At 32.7% G+C, this 20,623-nt stretch carries 16 protein-coding genes; 15 read left to right on the forward strand and 1 reads right to left on the reverse strand.

Translation table 11 applies throughout. The annotated features are described in order from the left end of the window. The first annotated feature begins 231 nt into the window (after positions 1–231). The 3 genes from bsdtb5_RS07745 to bsdtb5_RS07755 all read left to right on the forward strand — a co-directional run bounded on the left by bsdtb5_RS07745 (position 232) and on the right by bsdtb5_RS07755 (position 2,396). Entirely contained in the window at positions 232–1,140 is a 909-nt protein-coding gene (locus bsdtb5_RS07745; protein ID WP_271715456.1) for a sensor histidine kinase, read from the forward strand. An 11-nt stretch (positions 1,141–1,151) separates the two neighbouring features. Next, positions 1,152–1,403, forward strand: coding sequence for a TIGR04076 family protein (locus tag bsdtb5_RS07750; RefSeq protein ID WP_271715457.1), 252 nt, complete (start codon positions 1,152–1,154; stop codon positions 1,401–1,403). Positions 1,404–1,562: 159 nt separating this feature from the next. Beyond that, the gene (locus bsdtb5_RS07755; RefSeq protein ID WP_271715458.1) at positions 1,563–2,396 is read left to right on the forward strand and encodes a GNAT family N-acetyltransferase; all 834 of its coding nucleotides are present in this window, start codon (positions 1,563–1,565) and stop codon (positions 2,394–2,396) included. A 219-nt stretch (positions 2,397–2,615) separates the two neighbouring features. Here bsdtb5_RS07755 and bsdtb5_RS07760 read toward each other — a convergent pair whose 3' ends face one another. Continuing rightward, positions 2,616–4,175 carry an FAD-dependent oxidoreductase gene (locus bsdtb5_RS07760; RefSeq protein WP_271715459.1) on the reverse strand — a complete coding sequence of 520 codons (1,560 nt, stop codon included), beginning with the start codon at positions 4,173–4,175 and terminating at the stop codon, positions 2,616–2,618. A 599-nt stretch (positions 4,176–4,774) separates the two neighbouring features. Between bsdtb5_RS07760 and bsdtb5_RS07765 the strand changes: the two genes are divergently transcribed. From bsdtb5_RS07765 to bsdtb5_RS07820, 12 genes are all read left to right on the forward strand, one after another. Continuing rightward, entirely contained in the window at positions 4,775–5,128 is a 354-nt protein-coding gene (locus bsdtb5_RS07765) for a hypothetical protein (protein ID WP_271715460.1), read from the forward strand. A gap of 257 nt (positions 5,129–5,385) precedes the next feature. Continuing rightward, complete coding sequence (locus bsdtb5_RS07770; protein ID WP_271715461.1) at positions 5,386–5,982, forward strand: hypothetical protein; 597 nt, start codon at positions 5,386–5,388, stop codon at positions 5,980–5,982. 175 nt (positions 5,983–6,157) lie between these two features. Continuing rightward, positions 6,158–7,513 carry an MATE family efflux transporter gene (locus bsdtb5_RS07775; RefSeq protein ID WP_271715462.1) on the forward strand — a complete coding sequence of 452 codons (1,356 nt, stop codon included), beginning with the start codon at positions 6,158–6,160 and terminating at the stop codon, positions 7,511–7,513. A gap of 121 nt (positions 7,514–7,634) precedes the next feature. Next, a complete protein-coding gene (locus tag bsdtb5_RS07780; RefSeq protein WP_330611971.1) occupies positions 7,635–8,789 on the forward strand; it encodes a glycerate kinase family protein in 1,155 nt (384 codons plus the stop codon). A gap of 604 nt (positions 8,790–9,393) precedes the next feature. Further along, positions 9,394–11,355, forward strand: coding sequence for a type I pullulanase (pulA, locus tag bsdtb5_RS07785; protein WP_271715463.1), 1,962 nt, complete (start codon positions 9,394–9,396; stop codon positions 11,353–11,355). 178 nt (positions 11,356–11,533) lie between these two features. Next, positions 11,534–12,838 (forward strand): dihydroorotase, encoded by a 1,305-nt coding sequence (locus bsdtb5_RS07790; RefSeq protein WP_271715464.1) that lies wholly within the window; start codon positions 11,534–11,536, stop codon positions 12,836–12,838. Between the two features lie 94 nt (positions 12,839–12,932). Further along, positions 12,933–13,862: an orotidine-5'-phosphate decarboxylase gene (gene pyrF, locus bsdtb5_RS07795; protein WP_271715465.1), complete on the forward strand. Its 930-nt coding sequence runs from the start codon at positions 12,933–12,935 to the stop codon at positions 13,860–13,862. A 207-nt stretch (positions 13,863–14,069) separates the two neighbouring features. Continuing rightward, positions 14,070–16,001, forward strand: a complete 1,932-nt coding sequence (locus tag bsdtb5_RS07800) for an ABC-F family ATP-binding cassette domain-containing protein (protein WP_271715466.1) — start codon at positions 14,070–14,072, stop codon at positions 15,999–16,001. 219 nt (positions 16,002–16,220) lie between these two features. Continuing rightward, positions 16,221–17,966, forward strand: a complete 1,746-nt coding sequence (locus bsdtb5_RS07805) for a methyl-accepting chemotaxis protein (protein ID WP_271715467.1) — start codon at positions 16,221–16,223, stop codon at positions 17,964–17,966. A 330-nt stretch (positions 17,967–18,296) separates the two neighbouring features. Then, entirely contained in the window at positions 18,297–18,683 is a 387-nt protein-coding gene (locus bsdtb5_RS07810; RefSeq protein WP_271715468.1) for a hypothetical protein, read from the forward strand. A 79-nt stretch (positions 18,684–18,762) separates the two neighbouring features. Continuing rightward, the gene (locus bsdtb5_RS07815) at positions 18,763–19,314 is read left to right on the forward strand and encodes a DUF2087 domain-containing protein (protein WP_271715469.1); all 552 of its coding nucleotides are present in this window, start codon (positions 18,763–18,765) and stop codon (positions 19,312–19,314) included. Positions 19,315–19,380: 66 nt separating this feature from the next. After that, entirely contained in the window at positions 19,381–20,376 is a 996-nt protein-coding gene (locus tag bsdtb5_RS07820) for an aminopeptidase (protein WP_271715470.1), read from the forward strand. Positions 20,377–20,623: the final 247 nt, after the last annotated feature.

The following is a 20,623-nucleotide window of genomic DNA, read 5'->3' on the forward strand; positions in this document are numbered from 1 at the left end:
TTTACAAAACAAACTTATCATATTTTTTACAAGCCTCATAGCAAGCGAAAATACTCACTAGCTTTCTTATTTTCACTTTGAGTCTTGACAAAATATAAACGATACTTTCGGCCGGATTACGCCAAAATTTATAACTATACATCGATATACACAAATTAGACTGAGAAAGGCTTCTGATACTTTGATAATAAGCAGAAAAAGAAGAATATAAAGAATGAAGGAGTGTAGAAAATGGAAGGAATCGTAATTGTAATATTAATAATTACCTCTTATTTTTCTATACTCTTTTTTATACAAAATTATAGTATTATGAAGGCTAGAAGACAACTTAAGGATATCTGTAATCATCCAGATATGAATCTTAGGTTAAAATTAAAAGCACCGGGTAAAGAGGTGGAACAACTGTTAGCAAGTATGAATGAGTACATTGAATTGTATCAGAAGGATCATATACTTCATATAAGGCGAGAAAAAGCATTGAAAAAGGAAATCGCGAATATTTCACATGATTTGCGTACACCTTTAACTTCCATTCTAGGATATATTCGAGTTCTTAATGATGAGAAGATTACTGATGAGGAACGAATGGAGTATCTTTTGATTATTCGTAAAAAAAGCGAAGTAATGAAAACATTGGTAGAGTCCTTTTATGAATTATCTAATGTAGAATCAGAGGACTATGTATTAAAGAAAGAAAAGGTATATCTATATAATACTATTTGCGAAATCCTACTTGCCTTCTATCAAGATTTTGAAAGCAAAAAGATAGAAGTTATATTGGAATTAGAGGAAGATATCCCGTTTTTAATGTTGGACCAGAAAAGTGTTGTTCGTATTATAACGAATTTGATACAAAATGCTTTACGTTATGCAAATAGCTTAATGAAGATTATACTAAAGAAGGAACAGAATCAGGTAACGCTTATTTTTATAAACGATATGATATCAGGTTCTACTATTGAGATTGATCGAGTATTTGATAGAACTTATACTGCAGATGATTCTAGAAGTGTTGGAGGGACTGGGTTAGGACTATCCATTACGAAGAAATTAGTTGAATTAATGAATGGACAAATTAGTGCTGAACTTGATAATAATTTATTTGAGATAAAAATCATATGGCATAGTAATGAGTACTAGGAGGTAATCGAATGGCTAAAGTAAAAATCACAATTACAGAAAGCAAATGTAGAGGCGGTTATTGTAAAAAAGGAGAAGAGTTTATAGTAGAAGACCTGTGTCCTCCACTATGCCACGAATTATGGAATGGCATCTATCCATTTGTATATGCATTACAAAATGGAGCACTTCTTGATTATGGTAATAAAAAAGCTCCAATGTTTGATATGAAATGTCCAGATCAGGGTAGAGTTGAAGTTCATTGTGAGATAATAGAAAATTAAAAGACTAGAGATTAAAAGACTAGAAGATTGGAAAATCGGAAAATCGTAAAATAGATTGAAAAGAGATTGAGTTCAAGAACAAAGAGAATTATCAAGTATATAGAAAGTCATAAAATTTTATCTACATAGATCATCAAAACGAAAGGTATGGTCAATTAAATGGAGATTATAAATTATAATGATACAATGCTTCCGTTCATTATAGATATATTAAGTTCAGCTTCACAATATGTCAAAGAGGACATCATCAAAAATATAAAGGAGTTCCCTCAAAATGCAAGAGTAGTAAAGGTGGATAATCATCTTGCAGCAATCGCTATACATACTGGCATTCATAAGGATAAGGTCGCTAGTTTTACCTTATTTGTTGATACTAAATATCGAGGGCACGGCATAGGAACGAGCTTAATAAGAGCAATATTTGCTGACATTAGACATTTAGGAATAAACCAAGTTATCATTGACTTTGAGGTAGATTCAGACTTAGAGCACTTTGTTGTGGATAGAGGGATGACTTTAAAATTTCAATCTTCTTTCATGGGGTATACAGGAGAAAGGTTAGAAAATCATCTAGTCTTTAGACCATATGAGGACAACATGTATAAAGAAGTATATCGGTTGAAAAGTAAAGCTTTCTATGATCTTAGAAGGAGTATTGGAATAAAGCCTTATTTCGTTCATCCAAGTGAATCTTCTAGAAAATATATGGAGTTACATAAAGAAGGATATTATGTTCTAAAAGATAAGGGTAAGATTATTGCCCTAGGGTATGCTTCTGGAAATGAAATTGATGATATTGCAGTTGCTAAGGAATATCGTGGACAAGGCATTGGAAGAGAGTTGGTATCCTATGGAATTAATAAGCTAAGAAGGGGAGGAAATCATGAAATAACCCTTTGGGTTGTTCAAAGTGATGTGAATGCTGTCAGTTTATATAAATCTATAGGATTCACTATAAAAAGAACTCATCAAGTTTTTTCAATTGAAATATAAGAAGAATTGGTATCTTCGCATTTATAAAGTTAATAGAATACTTAATAAATTCATATACGGTTTCGCCTGAATTTATTAAGTATTCTATTGTTTTATTACTGCCAAGATTAAGTTATAAATACTTATTTAAATATTTATTTGAATACTTAATTAAATAGTCAGAGGTTATCAATTGAATGATAACTAAACTTATATTTATAATATTGTAATTTCTATAGATTAAAAATCGTCTTTAAATAATTTCTGAATGGTGCTTACATCGTTATTCATATCGAGTGGTTTCACGGTAGGACCTTCAATTACTTCACCAGTATAGGAGAATCTAGAACCGTGACATGGGCAGTCCCATGTTTTTTCTGCTGCATTCCAATTGATTTCACATCCCATATGAGGGCACGTGGTATTGACAACATGCAGGTCGCCAGTCTCATCTTTATAGATACCAGCTCTATGACCATTCAGTTCAGTTATCTTACCTTCCCCAACTTCTATATCAATATTAGTAGGAAGTGGTCCGAATTTACCTTTGATTAACTCTTTCGCAACATTAATATTTTCTACAACGAAGTTCTTCGTAGAAGCTGATATTGTATGTCTGGAAGGGGTATATACATCTTGCCACTCACTTTTCCCGTTTACAATTAAATCTTTTAGTATCATTGCAGACGCCACGCTATTCGTCATGCCCCATTTACCATAACCAGTAGCAATGTAAAGATTTGGTGTATTTGATGTCAAATGTCCGACATAAGGTATATTATCAATTGTCATACAATCCTGTGTTGACCAACGATATGGAACATCCTGAACAGTAAAGGTTTCTTTGGCCACATTCAGTAATGTATCATAATGATGAGTGGTTTCTTCGCCTTGACCTGTTTTGTGGTGTTCACCACCAACAAAGATTAATTCTCCTTGATCTGATATCTGACTACGGAAGGATATACCTGGTTCTTCCGCGGTTATATACATACCGCCAGGATAATTATCTTTTGCTGTAATAGCAACCACATAAGATCGTTCTGGATAAATTCGTGAGAAGTATAGGCCATGTTTGTTATAGAAAGGATAATGGGATGCAATAATTACTTGTCTCGCATTTACCTTTTTCATATTACTAGTCATAAGAGTGTAAGTACTATGCTGTTCAAGGTTCACAACCCTACTTTGTTCATATATTTTACCACCATATTTTGTGAATTCATCCGCCAGAGGGTATAAAAATTTTAAAGGGTGAAATTGTGCTTGTTTTTCAAATCTTACAGCTGCTTTAATATCAATCGGTAATGGAATCTTATTGATAAAAGTTGCTTTAATACCAAGTGAAGAAGCGAAGGACGCTTCGCTTTGGATTCTATCTATATAATTATCTTGTTGGGTATATACATAAGCAGATTGCTCGTAAAAATCACATTCTATGTTATGATCTTTCATTATATTTTCTATTGTTCGAATTGCACTTTCATTAGCATCTGCATATTGTCTTGCAAGTTCTTCACTGATTTTGTTTTTTATTTTGTTATATATTAATCCGTGTTGCGACGTTATCTTTGCGGTGGTATGTCCTGTCGTGCCATGCAAGATTCGATCAGCTTCAAGGATTACTACTTTTAGTCCTTGTTTATTTAGAAAATAGGCAGTAGTAATTCCAGTAATTCCGCCACCAACAATAGCTACATCAACGTCAATATCTTCACTTAACGTTGGATAGCTAGTATGAGGAGGCATATTCAACCAATATGATTTTGGATTATCGACAAAATTTGTTTTATCGTTCATAGAAGGCTCCTTATCTTTAATAAATCATTATATATATTTGTATAACAAATAAATTATATTCATATAATTTGATAATATATACTAGATTATCCAAGGTAAGTAATAGAATCTAATTGTGCAAATTGACTTTATTTTTTAAATTGTTCACACAATAAAAGAAATTAAAAGAGGATATTCAGGTAATTTGTCGTTTATAATATGAATTTATAAAAAATACTTGATTTTTCTAGAAGCATATGTTATCCTTGGAAAAAATGAAAAGGAAGGTACTATGATGTTATTACATTTACATTATTCGTTTAATATTTTTTCATGGAGACGTATTTAGCTTATAGCTGTCTATAGCACAGAAGTAAGCGAATAGGTCTTATGTCTGTGCGGATAGTGTATATGTAATGAAGATAGCACTTGTATATAAATTGCTAAAAGCAATGAACCGCATGAGACATAATAAAGATTATGTTTTGTGCGGTTTTATTTTATAGAAAATTGCTCTAAATTTTCGAAATACAAGCAATTTTGCGATAACCCCAAATCGTTACAATTTATGAACCTTTTATAATAGATAAAAATATAATTTAATCAGGAGGATATGAGAGATGGAAGTATTAGAAAGAAATGGTGGTATGAAAATGGAAGCTATAAAGTTAAAGCAGGTTGGTTTAAGAGATATGAAACGAATGGAGGAAGAAAGTCTATCTAATTATGTTACAATTACGCAACACCAAAAAGGTGAGATGCCAATTGAAACAAAATTAATGTTAGAAGGTTATGAGTGTTATTTTATTATGGTGAATGACAATGTGATTGGTAAAATCGAAATTGAGTATGATAAGGATGAATGTACGATTCTCTTATTCATGTTGCAAAAAGACTATCATGAACAAGAACTACAGAATCAAATTATAGAGCATATAAAGACAATGTATCCAGAAGCTAAACATTGGAATTAAATATGAGAATAAACGGTTTAAGATAAATCCTAGCAGAATCGATGGAAATACATAATACTACAACCTATGGAAAGAAAAGAACTCTGTGCAATATGATGAAATAAGAAGTTTTATGATTTAAAAGTATTCTAGTATGAATAATATGGAAGGCTGAAAGTGAAAAATTACTATTTTATTGTATAAGTATAAAATAATTTCTTATTTATCCGATAACTTATTTAGAAGTTAGTAAATATTGGATGACATATGGAGGAATTATGAAACTAAATCAAGTACAATCATTAAATATAAATCAAAAATCCGCTGTAGATATTATAAATAACGTATTTGCCAAAAATGAAGAAGAAAAAGTAGCAATGGAGCAAAAAAAACAAGCATATGCGCAAAAGATATGTCAAAAAGTGCAAGCCGGTAAAAAACTAACAGCTGCAGAGCTTAATTTTCTACGAGAAACAGATCCTGTAACTTACATGAAAGCAATTAAATTGCAGTATAAGCGTCAAGCAGTAGAAAATCATCTGAAAAATTGTAGCTCAAAAGAAGAAGTGGAAGATGTCATATCGATGGAATTAGGTAGTATTAGCAAAGAAGATCCGGATAAGGAAGCTATGATTAATGCAGTTCAAGAGGCGGTAAAAGAGTATAAAAAAACAGATAAGTATCAAGGCCTTCCTGAAAAAAGTAAGGAAGAAAAAAGGGTACACAAATCAACTAAGAATCAAGATAGTGGAATAGAGAATAGCCAAAAAGAGAATACAAGGAATTCAATCGAATATAATACCCAACTTGGTACATATCAAGAAGTATATTTAAGTGACAGCGTTGAGGATATGCCATTTGATTTGAAATCTTAATCGTTACATTCGGATAAAGTAATCCATTGTTCTTTCCTATTTTATTTATTATAATACATGAATGATTATTGAAGATATAATGAAAATATATTGAAATTATTATTGAATAAATTAAAATGTAAAGTAATGGCTATCAGTTATTTGATAGGATAAAACAGATAGAAGAGGAACTAACATGGAACAAAAGCTTAACATTCAAAAGATGAATACAAACCGCAACCTATTTAGAATGTCTATCCCAATCTTTATTGAACTTTTACTACAACTACTGGTTGGTAATATGGATCAAATCATGATCAGTCACTATTCCCAGGATTCCTCAGCTGCAATTGTTAACGCAAATCAGATTATGAATCTAGTGATTATAGTCTTAAATATGATTAGTATGGGAACTTCAGTTGTACTGTCACAGTATTTGGGAGCAAATGATAAAGAAAATGCAACAAAGACTTGTATGGTGTCGCTTACCTTAATCTCTGGTATCAGTATTGTGATTACCATAATTGTTTTAGGCCTTAACAAAAGATTATTTGAACTCATGAATATAGAGCCAAAGATACTGTCAGAAGCAACACTTTTCTTAATAATCGTGGGTGCATTTATCTTAGTACAAGGTTTATATCTTAATTTTGCAGCGATATTGAGAACATTTACTTTCATGAAACATGTTATGATAGTGTCTGTTATCATGAATGTATTAAATATTATAGGAAATGCAATCCTTATCAATGGATTATTTGGATTCCCACAGATGGGGATTAGTGGTTCTGCCACTTCGACAGTTATTAGTAAGATCATAGGACTTGCGCTTATTATATATATCTATCGTAAGAAAGTGGCATTACCACTTAAACTCCAGTATATGAAGCCATTTCCGACTCATATTCTACGAAAATTATGTAAGATTGCATTTCCATCTGGAGTGGAGAGTTTATCCTATAATATGTCGCAGCTCTTTATCTTAGGAATTATTAATACCTTTGGTACCATGGTTACAGCAACAAAAGGATATTGTAGTATATTAGCGAACTTTTCCTATGTATACGCAATTGCAATGGCCCAAGCATCTCAGATTGTTCTGGGTTATTTACTGGGAGCATATGAATTAGATGCCATAGAGAAGAGAGTATGGAATTCGGTTAAGGTAGCATTATCTGTATGTTTAGGTTTGACCTTGGTATTATTGATTAATAGTGATCTTGTATTTGGGGCATTTACCTCTAATCCAGAAGTTCATGCACTTGGAAGAAGAATCTTAATGATTGAATTTTTCTTAGAAATAGGAAGAGCGTTAAACATCGTTATGACAAGAGCGCTTATTGCAGTTGGTGATGCAAAGACACCAATGGTTGTCGGCATTACGGGGCATTGGGCAATTGCATTATTATTCGCTTATTTATTTGGAAAGGTATTAGGATTAGGTTTAGAAGGCGTATGGATTGCAATGACTATGGATGAATGTACGAGAGGATTTATCTATTTTATTAAATTCCGACAAAGAAAATGGAAGATGGCACTTAGTGAAAGATAAAAAAAATAAAAATAGCAATTACTTTAGGTAAAAATGACTGAGTAATTGCTATTTTTGGTATAATATAGTAATGGATACATTCGTATGAATATTTAATTCTGTTAAGTACAAAAAGAAAGGAATGGGACGATTAGTGAAGATAGTAGTAGCTATGGATTCATTGAAGGGAAGTTTAAGCTCAATAAGAGCAGGTGAAGCGGTTAAAAAAGGAATTCTAAATGTATGTAATGCAGATGTTGTTATAAAGCCTCTCGCAGATGGAGGAGAAGGTACTGTTGAAGCACTTGTGGAAGGCATGAGAGGAGTCTATCAATCGGTAAAGGTTCATGGGCCATTATTAGAAGAAAGAGTCTGTCAATATAGTTATATTGAAGAAAGTCATACTGTTGTTATTGAGATGGCAAATGCAGCAGGGTTACCCCTTGTGCCCAAACATCTTAGAAATCCTATGATTACTACAACATATGGAGTTGGAGAAGTAATTTATCATGCAATTAAGCGAGGTGGACGGAATTTTATTATTGGTATTGGTGGAAGTGCAACTTGTGATGCAGGGATCGGAATGCTCTCTGCGTTAGGATATGAATTCTTAGATAAGAATTATAAGCTTGTAAGTTATAGAGGAAAAGCATTGAGCCAGATTGAATATATAAAGTCAGATCATGTCTTGCCAGAAGTAAAAGACTGTACTTTTAAAATCGCTTGTGATGTAACAAATCCGTTATATGGTGAAAATGGTGCTGCATATATCTATGGACCACAAAAAGGTGCTTCAATAGAGGATGTAAAAATATTGAATGATGGACTGATACATTTTTCAGAAATAGTAACAAAAACATTTGGAAGTAAAAATGAAATGGTATATGGCGCTGGTGCTGCAGGCGGTTTAGGATATGCATTTTTATCTTTCTTAAATGCTACATTGGAGCCTGGAATAGAGATAATCTTAGAGCTGACTGGATTAGAAAAAGAGTTAGAACATGCAGATTATGTAATTACAGGGGAAGGACAATTAGATGACCAGACAGCAATGGGAAAAGCTCCAATTGGGATTGCAAAATTAGCAAAGAAATATGGTGCTAAAGTGATTGCCCTTGCTGGTAGTGTATCAGATAAGGCAGGTAAATGTAATGAATACGGGATTGATGCGTACTTTTCAATTGTTAATTCACCGATTAGCCTTGAGGAAGCAATGGATATAGAAAACGCAGAGAAAAATCTTATACTGACAACGGAGCAGATCTTTCGATTGATTAAAGCTGTAGATAAGAAATAGTCTATTCTATTTATTCAACTTGAGTTATTAAAATATTTTAATAGTAATATTGAGCACCATTCAACCACTACTTAGATATTAGTAGTAGCTGAATGGTGTTTTTATATTTATTATGCTTACATAATATTACTATTTAATGAAAACTTCGAAAATATTCGAAAAAATATCTTTAATCAATCGCCTTTCTATGCTATAATGAATCAATAAATAGTTAGGCCAATAGGATGGTAATGAATAGAATGAGTTGCCCGACAAATGACCTGTTTGGGAGACAGTCTAGGCAATTTGCACAAAACAGAAAAACTCATGCTTCATTGAGTATGTATAAGAAGTTCTAGTTCTCAGATTATTTTGTGTAAAACATATGCTAGGACAGATAACTCCCTTCGTTCAGACAGATCTGTCTTAGCATATAACACAAAATGATCCGAGAACAAGATCTTCTAATACATATTCAAAGGCGCATTCATTTTTTCTGTTTTGTGCAAATTGCCAGGCAAGATTTTGAAACAGGTCATTTGTCGGTCAACTCATAGGATAGTAATTACTAGAATAGTAGATACTAGGATAGTATTCAATACATCGAGTGGAAGGGTAGGATTTTATGTATAATCAAAAAAAACAAATAATGTATACTGATAATCAAGAGAAAGAATTAATGGATATTGAGAAGAATCAATATTATAGCGGAGAGGATCTTGGGTGTACCTATACCAAAGAGAAAGCTAGATTTCGTATATGGGCACCAACTGCCGAGTTAGTTCAGATTAATCTGTATCGTGAGGGATCGAAAGATAATTTGATAAAGTCAATTCCAATGACAAAAGATCAAGAAGGAACTTGGGTAATAGAAGTAAAAGAAGACCTTGTTGGGGTGTATTATACATATCTAATCACCATAAATGGTGAAATGAAGGAAGCAGTGGATCCATACGCAAGAACAACAGGCGTGAATGGACATAGGGCGATGGTAATTGACCTTAAAAGCACCAATCCAGAAGGATGGTACGAAGATGAGAAACCTGTTTTTGAACAAGTCACAGATGCAGTGATCTATGAATTACATGTGAGAGATATATCAAGTGATCCGAATTCTAATATTAATAATGTTGGTAAATTCTTAGGTTTAACAGAAACAGGTACGAAAAGTGAGGAAGGTCTATCTACAGGTTTAGATCATATCAAAGAATTAGGTATTACTCATCTGCATCTGCTTCCAATTTATGATTATGCAACAGTTGATGAAGATAATCTATCTAAGAAACAATTCAATTGGGGATATGACCCACAGAACTATAATGTGCCAGAAGGTTCCTATGCAACCAATCCTTATTCAGGTGAGGTTAGGGTAAAGGAATTAAAGAAAATGATACAGATATTACATGAGAATCATATTCGAGTGGTAATGGACGTTGTATATAATCATACCTTTGAAACAGAAGATTCAGATTTTAATAAGATAGTTCCACATTATTTTTATCGCAGGCAGGATGGAATATATACGGACGGTTCTGGTTGCGGGAATGAAATTGCTTCTGAGAGAAAGATGGTAAGAAAATATATTGTAGATTCTGTAATTTATTGGGCAAAAGAATACCATATTGATGGATTTCGCTTTGACCTAATGGGAGTACTGGACTGCGATACTATGAATGAAATTAGATTAGCTGTTGATAAAATAGATCCTTCTATTCTACTATATGGAGAAGGATGGAATGGTGGCGAATCAGCTCTTAATGAAGAAGAAAGAGCAATTATAGATAATGCATCTAAAGTGCCTTCAATTGCAATGTTCAACGATCGTATTCGAGACAATATTAAGGGAAGTGTATTCAATGATAACGATAGTGGATATGTAAATGGAGCAGAGCACTTAGAAGAATCCATAAAGTGTGGTGTCGTTGGTTCTATCACTCATCCACAAGTAAAATGTGACGATGCATGGACAATGAACCCTACACAAAGTATCAATTACGTATCTGCGCATGATAATTATACATTATGGGATAAGCTTGCATTGACATGCCCAGATGATAGTATAGAAGATCGTATTCGAAGAAATAAATTAGTCGCAGCAATTGTATTTACTTCTCAAGGCATTCCATTTTTTCAAGCAGGGGAAGAGATTCTAAGGAGTAAGGTTAGAGAAGATGGTACATTTGATGATAATAGTTATATATCAAGTGATTCCATAAATAGTATCAAGTGGATTAATAAACAGAAGTATATTGAAGTATTTGAGTATTATAAAGGATTAATCTCATTTCGTAAGATGCATAAGGCATTAAGAATGACAACTGCTAACGAGGTTAGAGAAAAAATTGCATTTATGAACGAGGATACAAAAAATGTAATTCAATTTATCATAAATAGCAGTGATAATAATCAAGATTCACTACTTGTTATATATAATGCAAATGAAGAACCAGTTACAATGAATATTCCAAATGGTAGTTGGAATCTGTATGTGAACGATCAAGTAGCAGGAAATGAGTGTATTGAAACGATTACAAGTGGAAAAGTGGTAGTAAATAAATTATCAGCTATGGTATTAGTAAAAGAATAATAAAAAAACATAATAAAAACATAAATAGGGCTAGGAGAGAATTAAGAAAGAATAATTTTAACCTAGTCTTTTTCTATAGAAAAAAGGTTGTATCTTGATAATTTATTCAATCTAGCATAGAATAGGAGAAGAAATTATTATAAAAATTGCTATAACTAGCTAGAAAGGCAGGAATATTTTGATTACGATAATTAAAAATGGACATGTTATTGATCCAGCGTCTGGTAGGGACGGTATCTATGATATTCTATTAGAAGACGATCGAATTATGAAAGTTGAAGCAAAGATTGATGAGAATGCAATTACCTCTAAAGTTGGGAAAGAGAGTTGCGTTGTTATTGATGCAAGCAATCAATATGTTATGCCAGGATTTATCGATTTGCATGTGCATCTAAGGGAACCAGGACTTGAATATAAAGAAACGATTAAGTCAGGTGCAATGGCAGCAGCGAAAGGTGGATTTACCACAATCTGTCCTATGCCAAATACCAAACCTGCCATCGATAATAAGTATATGATTGAATACCTTCTATATAAGGCGAAGGAAGATTCTATCGTCAATATTCTTCCAGTAGGTGCAATTACAAAGGATCAAACAGGAAACCAATTGAATGATATACTAGGGATGAAAAAGTCAGGAATGAAGGCTATTAGTGAAGATGGTAAATCAGTAATGGATACGAAAATCTATCGAGAAGCCATGAGATTAGCAAAGGAAGCTGATATTCCAGTACTTGCACATTGTGAAGATAAGAGTCTAGTTGGTAATGGTGCAATGAATGAAGGTAAGAAATCAAAAGAATTAGGACTAGTTGGTATTAGCAATGCGGTAGAAGATGTTATTGTAGCGAGAGATATTTTACTTGCAAAAGAAACGGGAGCAAGACTTCATTTATGCCATTGCTCAACAAAGGATAGCGTTACATTTGTAAAAATGGCAAAAGACGCGAATCTAAAAGTGTCCGCAGAAGTATGTCCACATCATTTTACTATGACAGATGATGAGATTCCTTCGGATGATGCGAACTATAAGATGAATCCACCACTTAGAAGCAAAGAAGATGTTGAAGCTCTAAAAGCAGGATTAAGAGATAATATCATGGATGTGATAGCAACAGACCATGCTCCTCATGGGGAGGAAGAAAAGAGATTATCGATAAGTGAAGCTCCCTTTGGTATTGTTGGACTTGAGACAGCATTTGCACTTACAGTAACAGAATTAGTGAATCAAGGATATCTAACTCCAATGCAATTAGTGGAGAAGTTAAGTTATAATCCAGCAAAGATTATTGGAGTAGATAAAGGGTCTCTAGAAGAAGGTAAAATAGCAGATATCGTAATAGCAGATATTGACGCTGAATATAAGATAAATAAAGATGAATTTGCATCAAAGGGTAAGAATACACCTTTTCATGGGAAGAAAGTTAGAGGAAAGATTATAACAACGATAGTTGGTGGAAAGGTAGTATATCCTTTTCAGTAAGGTTAAATTAAATGAGTTGGGGTCAAAAGCCTTTCCATCTAACATCATTAAAATAGAAAAAGTAAAATCATATAAGAAGGAGATAGGAGCAAGTATGATAAATAAATTAATTAATAAAATAGAACAGTTAAAAGCACCAATCGTAGTAGGTTTAGACCCAATGTTATCTTATATTCCTGATCACATCACAAAAAAGGCATATGCAGAATTCGGAGAAAATCTAAAAGGTGTAGCAGAAGCAATTTGGCAATATAATAAAGATATCATTGATGCTACTTATGATTTAATACCTGCAGTAAAACCTCAGATTGCTATGTATGAGCAATTCGGAATAGAGGGAATGATAGCATTTCAGAAGACGGTTGATTACTGTAAGGAAAAAGATCTGGTAGTGATCGGTGATATCAAAAGAGGAGATATAGGATCAACATCGACCGCTTATGCAGTTGGACATCTTGGTGGAGTAAAGATTGGAGACAAGACATTTGCTGGATTCAATGAAGATTTTGTTACGGTAAATCCTTACTTAGGCTCTGACGGAATTCATCCATTCTTAGATGTATGCAAAGAAGAAAAGAAAGGGATGTTTATCTTAGTTAAGACATCGAATCCTTCAAGTGGAGAGTTCCAAGATCAATTAGTAGATGGAAGACCTTTATATGAATTGGTTGGACGAAAAGTAGCTGAATGGGGCGAGGCTCATATGGGTGATTCTTATAGCTACATTGGAGCTGTTGTTGGTGCAACTTACCCTGAGATGGGAAAAGTATTAAGGCGTATTATGCCGAAGTCTTATATCTTAGTTCCTGGATATGGAGCCCAAGGAGGGAAAGCCTCTGATCTTGCTCCATACTTTAATAAGGATGGACTAGGCGCAATCATTAACTCATCAAGAGGAATCATAGCTGCATACAAGCAACCACAATATCAGCAATTTGGCGAAACTAATTTTGCGGATGCTTCAAGACAAGCGGTTATTGATATGAAGGAAGATTTGTATCAGTCTATTTTTGCTAATAAGTAATTTATTGAACTGACTTTATAAAAAGCTGTATTCTTATCTTTAAGAGATAAGAGTGCAGCTTTTTCAATTCCTTTTAGTGTCACAAACAAGTATAATAATTTTTTGTACTATTTGAAGATGACAAATTATGCTATAATTAAGAAAACTACTATAAGATAAGGTCAGAACATTATATTGGAATCTTATTTAGCAATGAAGGAGAAGGACATGTTATATAAAATAAATAATGGAGCCGTAAGATTTGGTGCGGAAACCATTTTAGAAAATATTAATTTTGAAATTAGAGATACAGAAAAAATCGCGGTTGTTGGAAGAAATGGAGGTGGGAAGACCACACTCTTAAAGCTAATCGCAGGTGAGGTTGATTTATCAAAAAGGGATAGCGATGAGGATATCTATATTGCGAAAGCTGGGAAGCCTGAGATTGGATATTTAAAGCAGACAGCGTTTGAAGATGATACGATCTCCATGGAGAGAGAAGTAAGAAAAGCTTTTCAAACAATTCTTGATATGAAAGCAAAGATGGAACAATTGGTTCATATTATGGAACAGGATAACTCAGAGCAAAATATTCAGGCGTATACCAATCTTGAGGAGCGTTTTAATTATCTTGGAGGTTATTATTTTGAAAAGGAATATGAGGTTGTTATAAAGAAGTTTGGATTTACAGAGGATGATAAAAAGAAGCCATTATCCGATTTTTCAGGGGGACAGAGAACCAAGATTGCTTTTATTAAACTATTACTAAGTAAACCAGATATTTTATTACTAGACGAACCGACCAACCATTTAGATGTATCAACAGTGGAATGGCTAGAGGAATATCTAAAAAGTTACAAGAGAGCAGTTGTTATTGTCTCACATGATCGTATGTTTCTAGACAAAGTCGTAGATGTTGTGTATGAAATCGAATATAAAACTTCAAAACGTTATCCTGGAAATTATACTGATTTTGTTAATAGAAAGAGAGAAAACTGGGAGAAGCAGCTAAAGGATTATACTGCTCAGCAAAAGGAGATAGAACGATTAAATACGATAGTTGAAAAGTACAAGAATACACCAACTAAGGTAGCGATGACACGTTCTAAATTAAAACAAATTGAACATATGGATAAGATAGAAGCACCAGATCGATATGATTTAAAGGCATTTCACGCTTCCTTTATGCCAAGGGAAGAGACTGGAAATGATGTGTTGTCAGTTCGTAATCTAGAGATTGGTTATGATAATGTGTTATCTAAGGTCTCAATTGATATAAAAAAAGGCAAGAAAGTTGGTATCTTAGGTGGAAATGGCCTAGGAAAATCAACATTTTTGAAGACTTTGGTGAAACAATTAGATCCACTTGGTGGGGATTTCTCCTTCGGAGTTCATGTTCAGATTGGTTATTTTGATCAACAAATGGCTCAATATACAAGTGAAAAGACGGTACTAGACGATTATTGGGATGAGTTCCCGAATCTAATGCAACAGGAGATTCGTAGTGATTTGGGTGCTTTTTTATTCTCACAGGACGAAGTATTCAAGAAAGTTAGCATGTTATCTGGTGGAGAGAAGGTACGCCTTGCTCTTTGTAGAATATTTAAGAGAAGACCTAACTTTTTGATATTAGATGAGCCAACCAACCATATGGATATTGTTGGTAAAGAAGCATTAGAAGCAATGTTAAAAGCTTATACAGGAACTGTACTCTTTGTATCACATGATCGATATTTTATAAAAGAGGTGGCAGATCATTTACTTGTATTTGAACAAGGTGAAGTGAAATATTATCCATATGGATATGAAGAATATATGGAGGATATTGCAAAGAGAAAAGAGGGAATGGATGATTTCTCGAATGAGAATACCGGTGTCAATCAATTATCTGATATTAATAGTGCAAAAGAGAAATATAGGAATAATCCAGGAAAAGAAAAGGCAAAAAAGGAAAGAAAGATTAAGAAGATAGAAGAGCTAATTAAGGAGTGCGAGGATAGAATAGAATATCTTAATAACGATCTAAGTAATTCCGATTATGCTTCGGATTATATCAAGCTAGATGAAATTCATAAAAATATATCCAAAGAAGAGGAAGAATTGTTAGCTTATATGGAAGAATGGGATCAGTTGCAATTAGAGATAGAATCTCTTGATTAAATTATCAAAGTTCGTACATTTTGCCTATTAAGTAGCAATAAGTAGATTTTTATTCTGATAAGGTATTTCAAAATAATAAGCAACTTATTTAAATGATATACGGATTCGACAAAGAATTACAAAACATAATATAAATCTTCCAATCACGTCATAAAAGGAGTAAAATAATTGAGTAGTATAATTACAATATAATTATTTTTCATATAGGAGGGAGATTATATGAATCCAATGAATAAGGAGTTAGAAATAGCCAAAAAAGGCAAAGATAAAAAGCAAATGAACTTCATGCACTCCATTCGAACTAAGATAATAGCTTTAGTGGTTGCAGGTGTTATATTTGCAGTAGCAATTGTATTAATCAATACGATTCCAAAAAGTAGATCAGAAATTGAGACTGCAATACAAAGTAATATGTATGATCTAGCAACTTCTTACATGGCCCTATTAGATAAATCAGTAGAAGCATCTGGACAGGATACGTTATCAACGGAGGAACTTACGAATATATTATCAAAAGTTCGAATTAAAAATGTAGATAGTAGTTTCTTATTCTTAGTTGATGAGAATGGCAAGATCTTATATAATCCAGATACTGCTCGTATTGGAGTGGTATCTGATAATTCACTAGTAGTTGAGCTTAGTAAGGCAATTAAGAGTGGAAATTATAAACAATCAGACATCAGAGAATATAAGAGTACAGATGGTGTAGAAAAATATGCAAGTTATTCCATATCTGAAAAGACTCATTGGATGTTAATTGTTACAGCGGAAAAGACAGATATTTTATCTCCAATTAGAGATATAACAAGTTACTCCATTGGTTCAGCTGTCATCGCAATCCTAATTTTAAGTGTGATAGGATACATATTTGCGTCTACTATCATTAATCCAATTATTAATTTAACAAAAGTTGTGAAGAAAACATCGGAATTAGATTTCTCAAAGGATTCCACGTTAGATAATCTAATCCTTCGAAAAGATGAAACTGGTGATATCAGCCGTATGACGGTTAAGATGCAAGATGGATTGCGAGATATGGTAGTCAAACTAGAAGAAGCCGCAGACAAACTGGTTGTCAATGCGGACAGTTTAACAACCTTGACAAAAACAATTGATGAAGCATGTACTGATAATTCTGCAACTAGCGAAGAATTAGCAGCCAGTATGGAAGAGACATCAGCTACCATTGAAACCATTGATAGTAATGTTAGTCATATCAAGTCAGGCGCTGATGATATCAATCAAAAATCTGTGAATGGCCTTGATATGGCAAAAGAAATCATGGAACGTGCAGAAAAATTACATGTCAATTCACTTTCTGCTAAAGATGAAACGATTCAGATGTATAATTCCGTAAAAGAAAAAACGGAAGAGGCTATGGAACAATCAAAAGCAGTAAATAAAATTAATGTACTATCTAGCACAATTCAAGAGATTGCTGAACAAACTAGTCTATTATCTTTAAATGCTTCGATTGAAGCTGCTAGAGCTGGTGAATCAGGTAGAGGTTTTGCTGTTGTTGCAAGTGAGATAGGAAATCTAGCAAACCAATCATCAGCTACGGTTAATAACATTCTTCAAATTGTAACAGAAGTACACCAAGCAGTAAGCAATATGAGTGATTGTTTAAAAGTAACCCTAGACTTCCTTGATAAGAAAGTAATGGATGATTATAATGGATTTGTTGATGTTAGTGTTAAATATAGTTCAGATGCAAATGCACTTCAAATGTCGATGAACGATATTAATTATTTAGCAACTGCATTACAAAATTCTTCCGCAGAAATAGCAATGGCCATCTCAGGAATTAATACAACAATGGGTGAAGCAACGAATGGAGTAACTGACATTGCGGATAAGACAACAAGTGTTGTTATGTCAACAAATGAAGTAACAGGAATGGTTCATGAAACGAAAGAATTAGCGGATCAATTAGAAAAAATAACGAAGATGTTTCAATTATAATTGAAGGCTATGATAAGTAAAAACGTTTACATTACATGTTAAAACAAATGCACATGCCAAAAATGTAACAATTATAGAGGGTTAGATAAATAACTCGTATCATAAAGAATTAAAAAAAGATGTTAACTTAAGTTTATCTAAAAGTTAACATCTTTTTTATTGCTCTTTATAGAGTAATTTATGATAAGATAGATAAATTGCAGTCCAAACACATTGTATAAAAATAAAATAACAATAATTAGTTCGATATATATAAAAACAGATTGACAAACAGTAAATAGATATATATAATAAGTAATATAGTAAATGGAATATTAAGGAGATTGGATTATGGAAGAATTAAAACAAAACTTTTTAAAAAAATTAAAAGAACGAATTCAAAACTGTACCATCAATTCGAAGAAACTAAGAGAGGATGAATGTTACGATGAAGCAAAGCTTGAAATCATAAAAATAAATATCTATGAAATATTTCAGACTTTGTTTTCGGCAACTCAAAAGAAAGTGCTTCAAATGAAAGCAGGAAATCCTAATTTGGATGAGAGGGAGTGTTTTACGAAAGAATATTTATTAACATTTGATAAGATACCTAAGAACTGGGCGGATAATTATCAAAAAGCAAAAGAAAGAGAAATGGTAGAAGTATATTATGTAGAAGAAGTTAAATTAGCGACTGCTAAGGAGATTAAGGAATTATTTCTCTCTTGTATCGAATGATAAATATGATTTTTAACTTTAATAGAAACATTTTAAGTATGCTAAAGTACTATATTCAGTAAGCAGATAGGAGGTTATTATGCCACAGATAGACGCAGTGCAATTATTTAAGTGTTTAGCAGATAAGTCGAGATTAGCAATACTAAATAATTTAATAAAAGAACCGATGTACGTAGAATTATTAGCGGAACGATTGAGCATTACACCTTCCACGGTATCGTTTCATTTGAAGAAATTAATGGATGCAGGATTCGTGTACTCTAGAAAAGAGCAGTATTATGTAATCTATGAAGTCAATCCAGACATCTTATCAAGCACTTTATATCAATTAGTGAAAGCAGATAGAGATGATGTAGATGAACAGATGGAAAGAGAAGAGATTTATCGAAAAAAAGTAATAGATCATTTTTTCAAATACGACAAATTAATAACGATACCAGTTCAAAGAAAAAAAGCAAGGATTGTGTATGAAGAGATCTTAAAGGCTTTTGACAAGGAAAAGGAGTACACAGAAAAAGAAGTGAACATCATTATTGCTGATTTTAATGATGATTTCTGCACAATACGTAAGAACATGGTAGAGGATAAGTTATTGGAACGAGAGAATAGCAGATATCGTGTGATTGGCTAGTATCGTTTATGATATAAGTATAGTTAGAAGTAAAGGTATTCAAATCATTGTATACGGAGGTTAGTTATGTTTGATCAAAGACTCATTAAAAAGATAATTAAAGCAATTGGGATTAAAAAAAGTGAACTTGTATTATTACATTTCTGGGGAGAGGATTCTGATCTTGAGATACTTCATAATTTTAGTTGTGAGGTAGCGAGTATAGGCGGTTCTCCATTAGTTCTTCATCAATCTAGAAGCGCTAATGCTAAATTATTTGAAGGGATGGAAGAAGGATGTTTTAGTGAAAACTATTTTAAAATATTTGATACGGTAGATATTGTGATTGATATATGCATGTATCAGCCAGTACAGTTAGGAAGTAAACTTGAAGATAGTCAAATGAATTATTATCGAAAGTATATGTCAGATCTTTTTAGGGCTTTAGAGTCAAAAAATAAGTTCGTTCAAATTCGTATTCCAACGGAGCAATTTGCGATGGAAGAAGGAATTGACCCTGAACTATTTATAAACGACATGTACAAAGCATATGATATCGATTATGATAATCTAAAGATAATATGTGAAGATAAATGTAGTGAACTTAAGAACAAGACAAAAGCAACTATATATACAAAGAATGATTGTGAGTTGAAATTGGAGTTAACAGATAGAAAGTGGTACGTGGATGCAGGCGAAGGAGATTTTCCTAGTGGAGAAGTATCCATTGCTCCAGTAGAAAAGAAAACAAATGGTACAATATATTTTGAAAAGTTATGGTTAGATACTGATATTGTTGTAACGGATGTAATCCTTAAAATTATAAATGGTAGAATTGTTGATGCGAATTCAGAACAGATGCTAGAGTTCATAAATGAGCTACCTCCAAATGGAGATATTGTATGTGAATTAGGTCTTGGTATGAATCCGAATATTGGAGAACTAAAAGGATATACTGTCTTAGATGAGAAGAAAGCAGGAACTTTTCATATCGCAATCGGCATGAATCATTTGTTTGGCGGCAAGAACGTATGTATGATGCATATGGACTTTGTGGGATATGGTGAGGTTGTATTCTCGTAATTGTTAAGAGAATGATGTAAAATTACTATTTTTTATACATCAATATACATATTGGTATACTTTAAAGCTTGAGATACTCAAATAGCAAAATTGAATAATGAAAGATAAGGTCAGAGTGAAAAACATTTGTTTTAAACATTCTGGCCTTTTTGATGAGGATAACTTGCTAAGATATATGAGGAATACTTTCTAAGTTATACCTTGAATTCACAAAGCGAATAGTTTATAATGATAACAATTTAGGTAA

This window comes from Anaeromicropila herbilytica (assembly GCF_016591975.1).
Lineage (GTDB): Bacteria > Bacillota > Clostridia > Lachnospirales > Lachnospiraceae > Anaeromicropila > Anaeromicropila herbilytica.

Bases quoted from the DNA above. Each gene is read 5' to 3' on its own strand.
- pyrF (WP_271715465.1), top strand. From the start codon at position 12,933: ATGATAAATAAATTAATTAATAAAATAGAACAGTTAAAAGCACCAATC.
- bsdtb5_RS07755 (WP_271715458.1), top strand. From the start codon at position 1,563: ATGGAGATTATAAATTATAATGATACAATGCTTCCGTTCATTATAGAT.
- bsdtb5_RS07765 (WP_271715460.1), top strand. From the start codon at position 4,775: ATGGAAGTATTAGAAAGAAATGGTGGTATGAAAATGGAAGCTATAAAG.
- bsdtb5_RS07810 (WP_271715468.1), top strand. From the start codon at position 18,297: ATGGAAGAATTAAAACAAAACTTTTTAAAAAAATTAAAAGAACGAATT.
- pulA (WP_271715463.1), top strand. From the start codon at position 9,394: ATGTATAATCAAAAAAAACAAATAATGTATACTGATAATCAAGAGAAA.
- bsdtb5_RS07750 (WP_271715457.1), top strand. From the start codon at position 1,152: ATGGCTAAAGTAAAAATCACAATTACAGAAAGCAAATGTAGAGGCGGT.
- bsdtb5_RS07775 (WP_271715462.1), top strand. From the start codon at position 6,158: ATGGAACAAAAGCTTAACATTCAAAAGATGAATACAAACCGCAACCTA.
- bsdtb5_RS07760 (WP_271715459.1), bottom strand. From the start codon at position 4,175: ATGAACGATAAAACAAATTTTGTCGATAATCCAAAATCATATTGGTTG.
- bsdtb5_RS07820 (WP_271715470.1), top strand. From the start codon at position 19,381: ATGTTTGATCAAAGACTCATTAAAAAGATAATTAAAGCAATTGGGATT.
- bsdtb5_RS07780 (WP_330611971.1), top strand. From the start codon at position 7,635: ATGGGACGATTAGTGAAGATAGTAGTAGCTATGGATTCATTGAAGGGA.
- bsdtb5_RS07770 (WP_271715461.1), top strand. From the start codon at position 5,386: ATGAAACTAAATCAAGTACAATCATTAAATATAAATCAAAAATCCGCT.
- bsdtb5_RS07815 (WP_271715469.1), top strand. From the start codon at position 18,763: ATGCCACAGATAGACGCAGTGCAATTATTTAAGTGTTTAGCAGATAAG.
- bsdtb5_RS07800 (WP_271715466.1), top strand. From the start codon at position 14,070: ATGTTATATAAAATAAATAATGGAGCCGTAAGATTTGGTGCGGAAACC.
- bsdtb5_RS07745 (WP_271715456.1), top strand. From the start codon at position 232: ATGGAAGGAATCGTAATTGTAATATTAATAATTACCTCTTATTTTTCT.
- bsdtb5_RS07805 (WP_271715467.1), top strand. From the start codon at position 16,221: ATGAATCCAATGAATAAGGAGTTAGAAATAGCCAAAAAAGGCAAAGAT.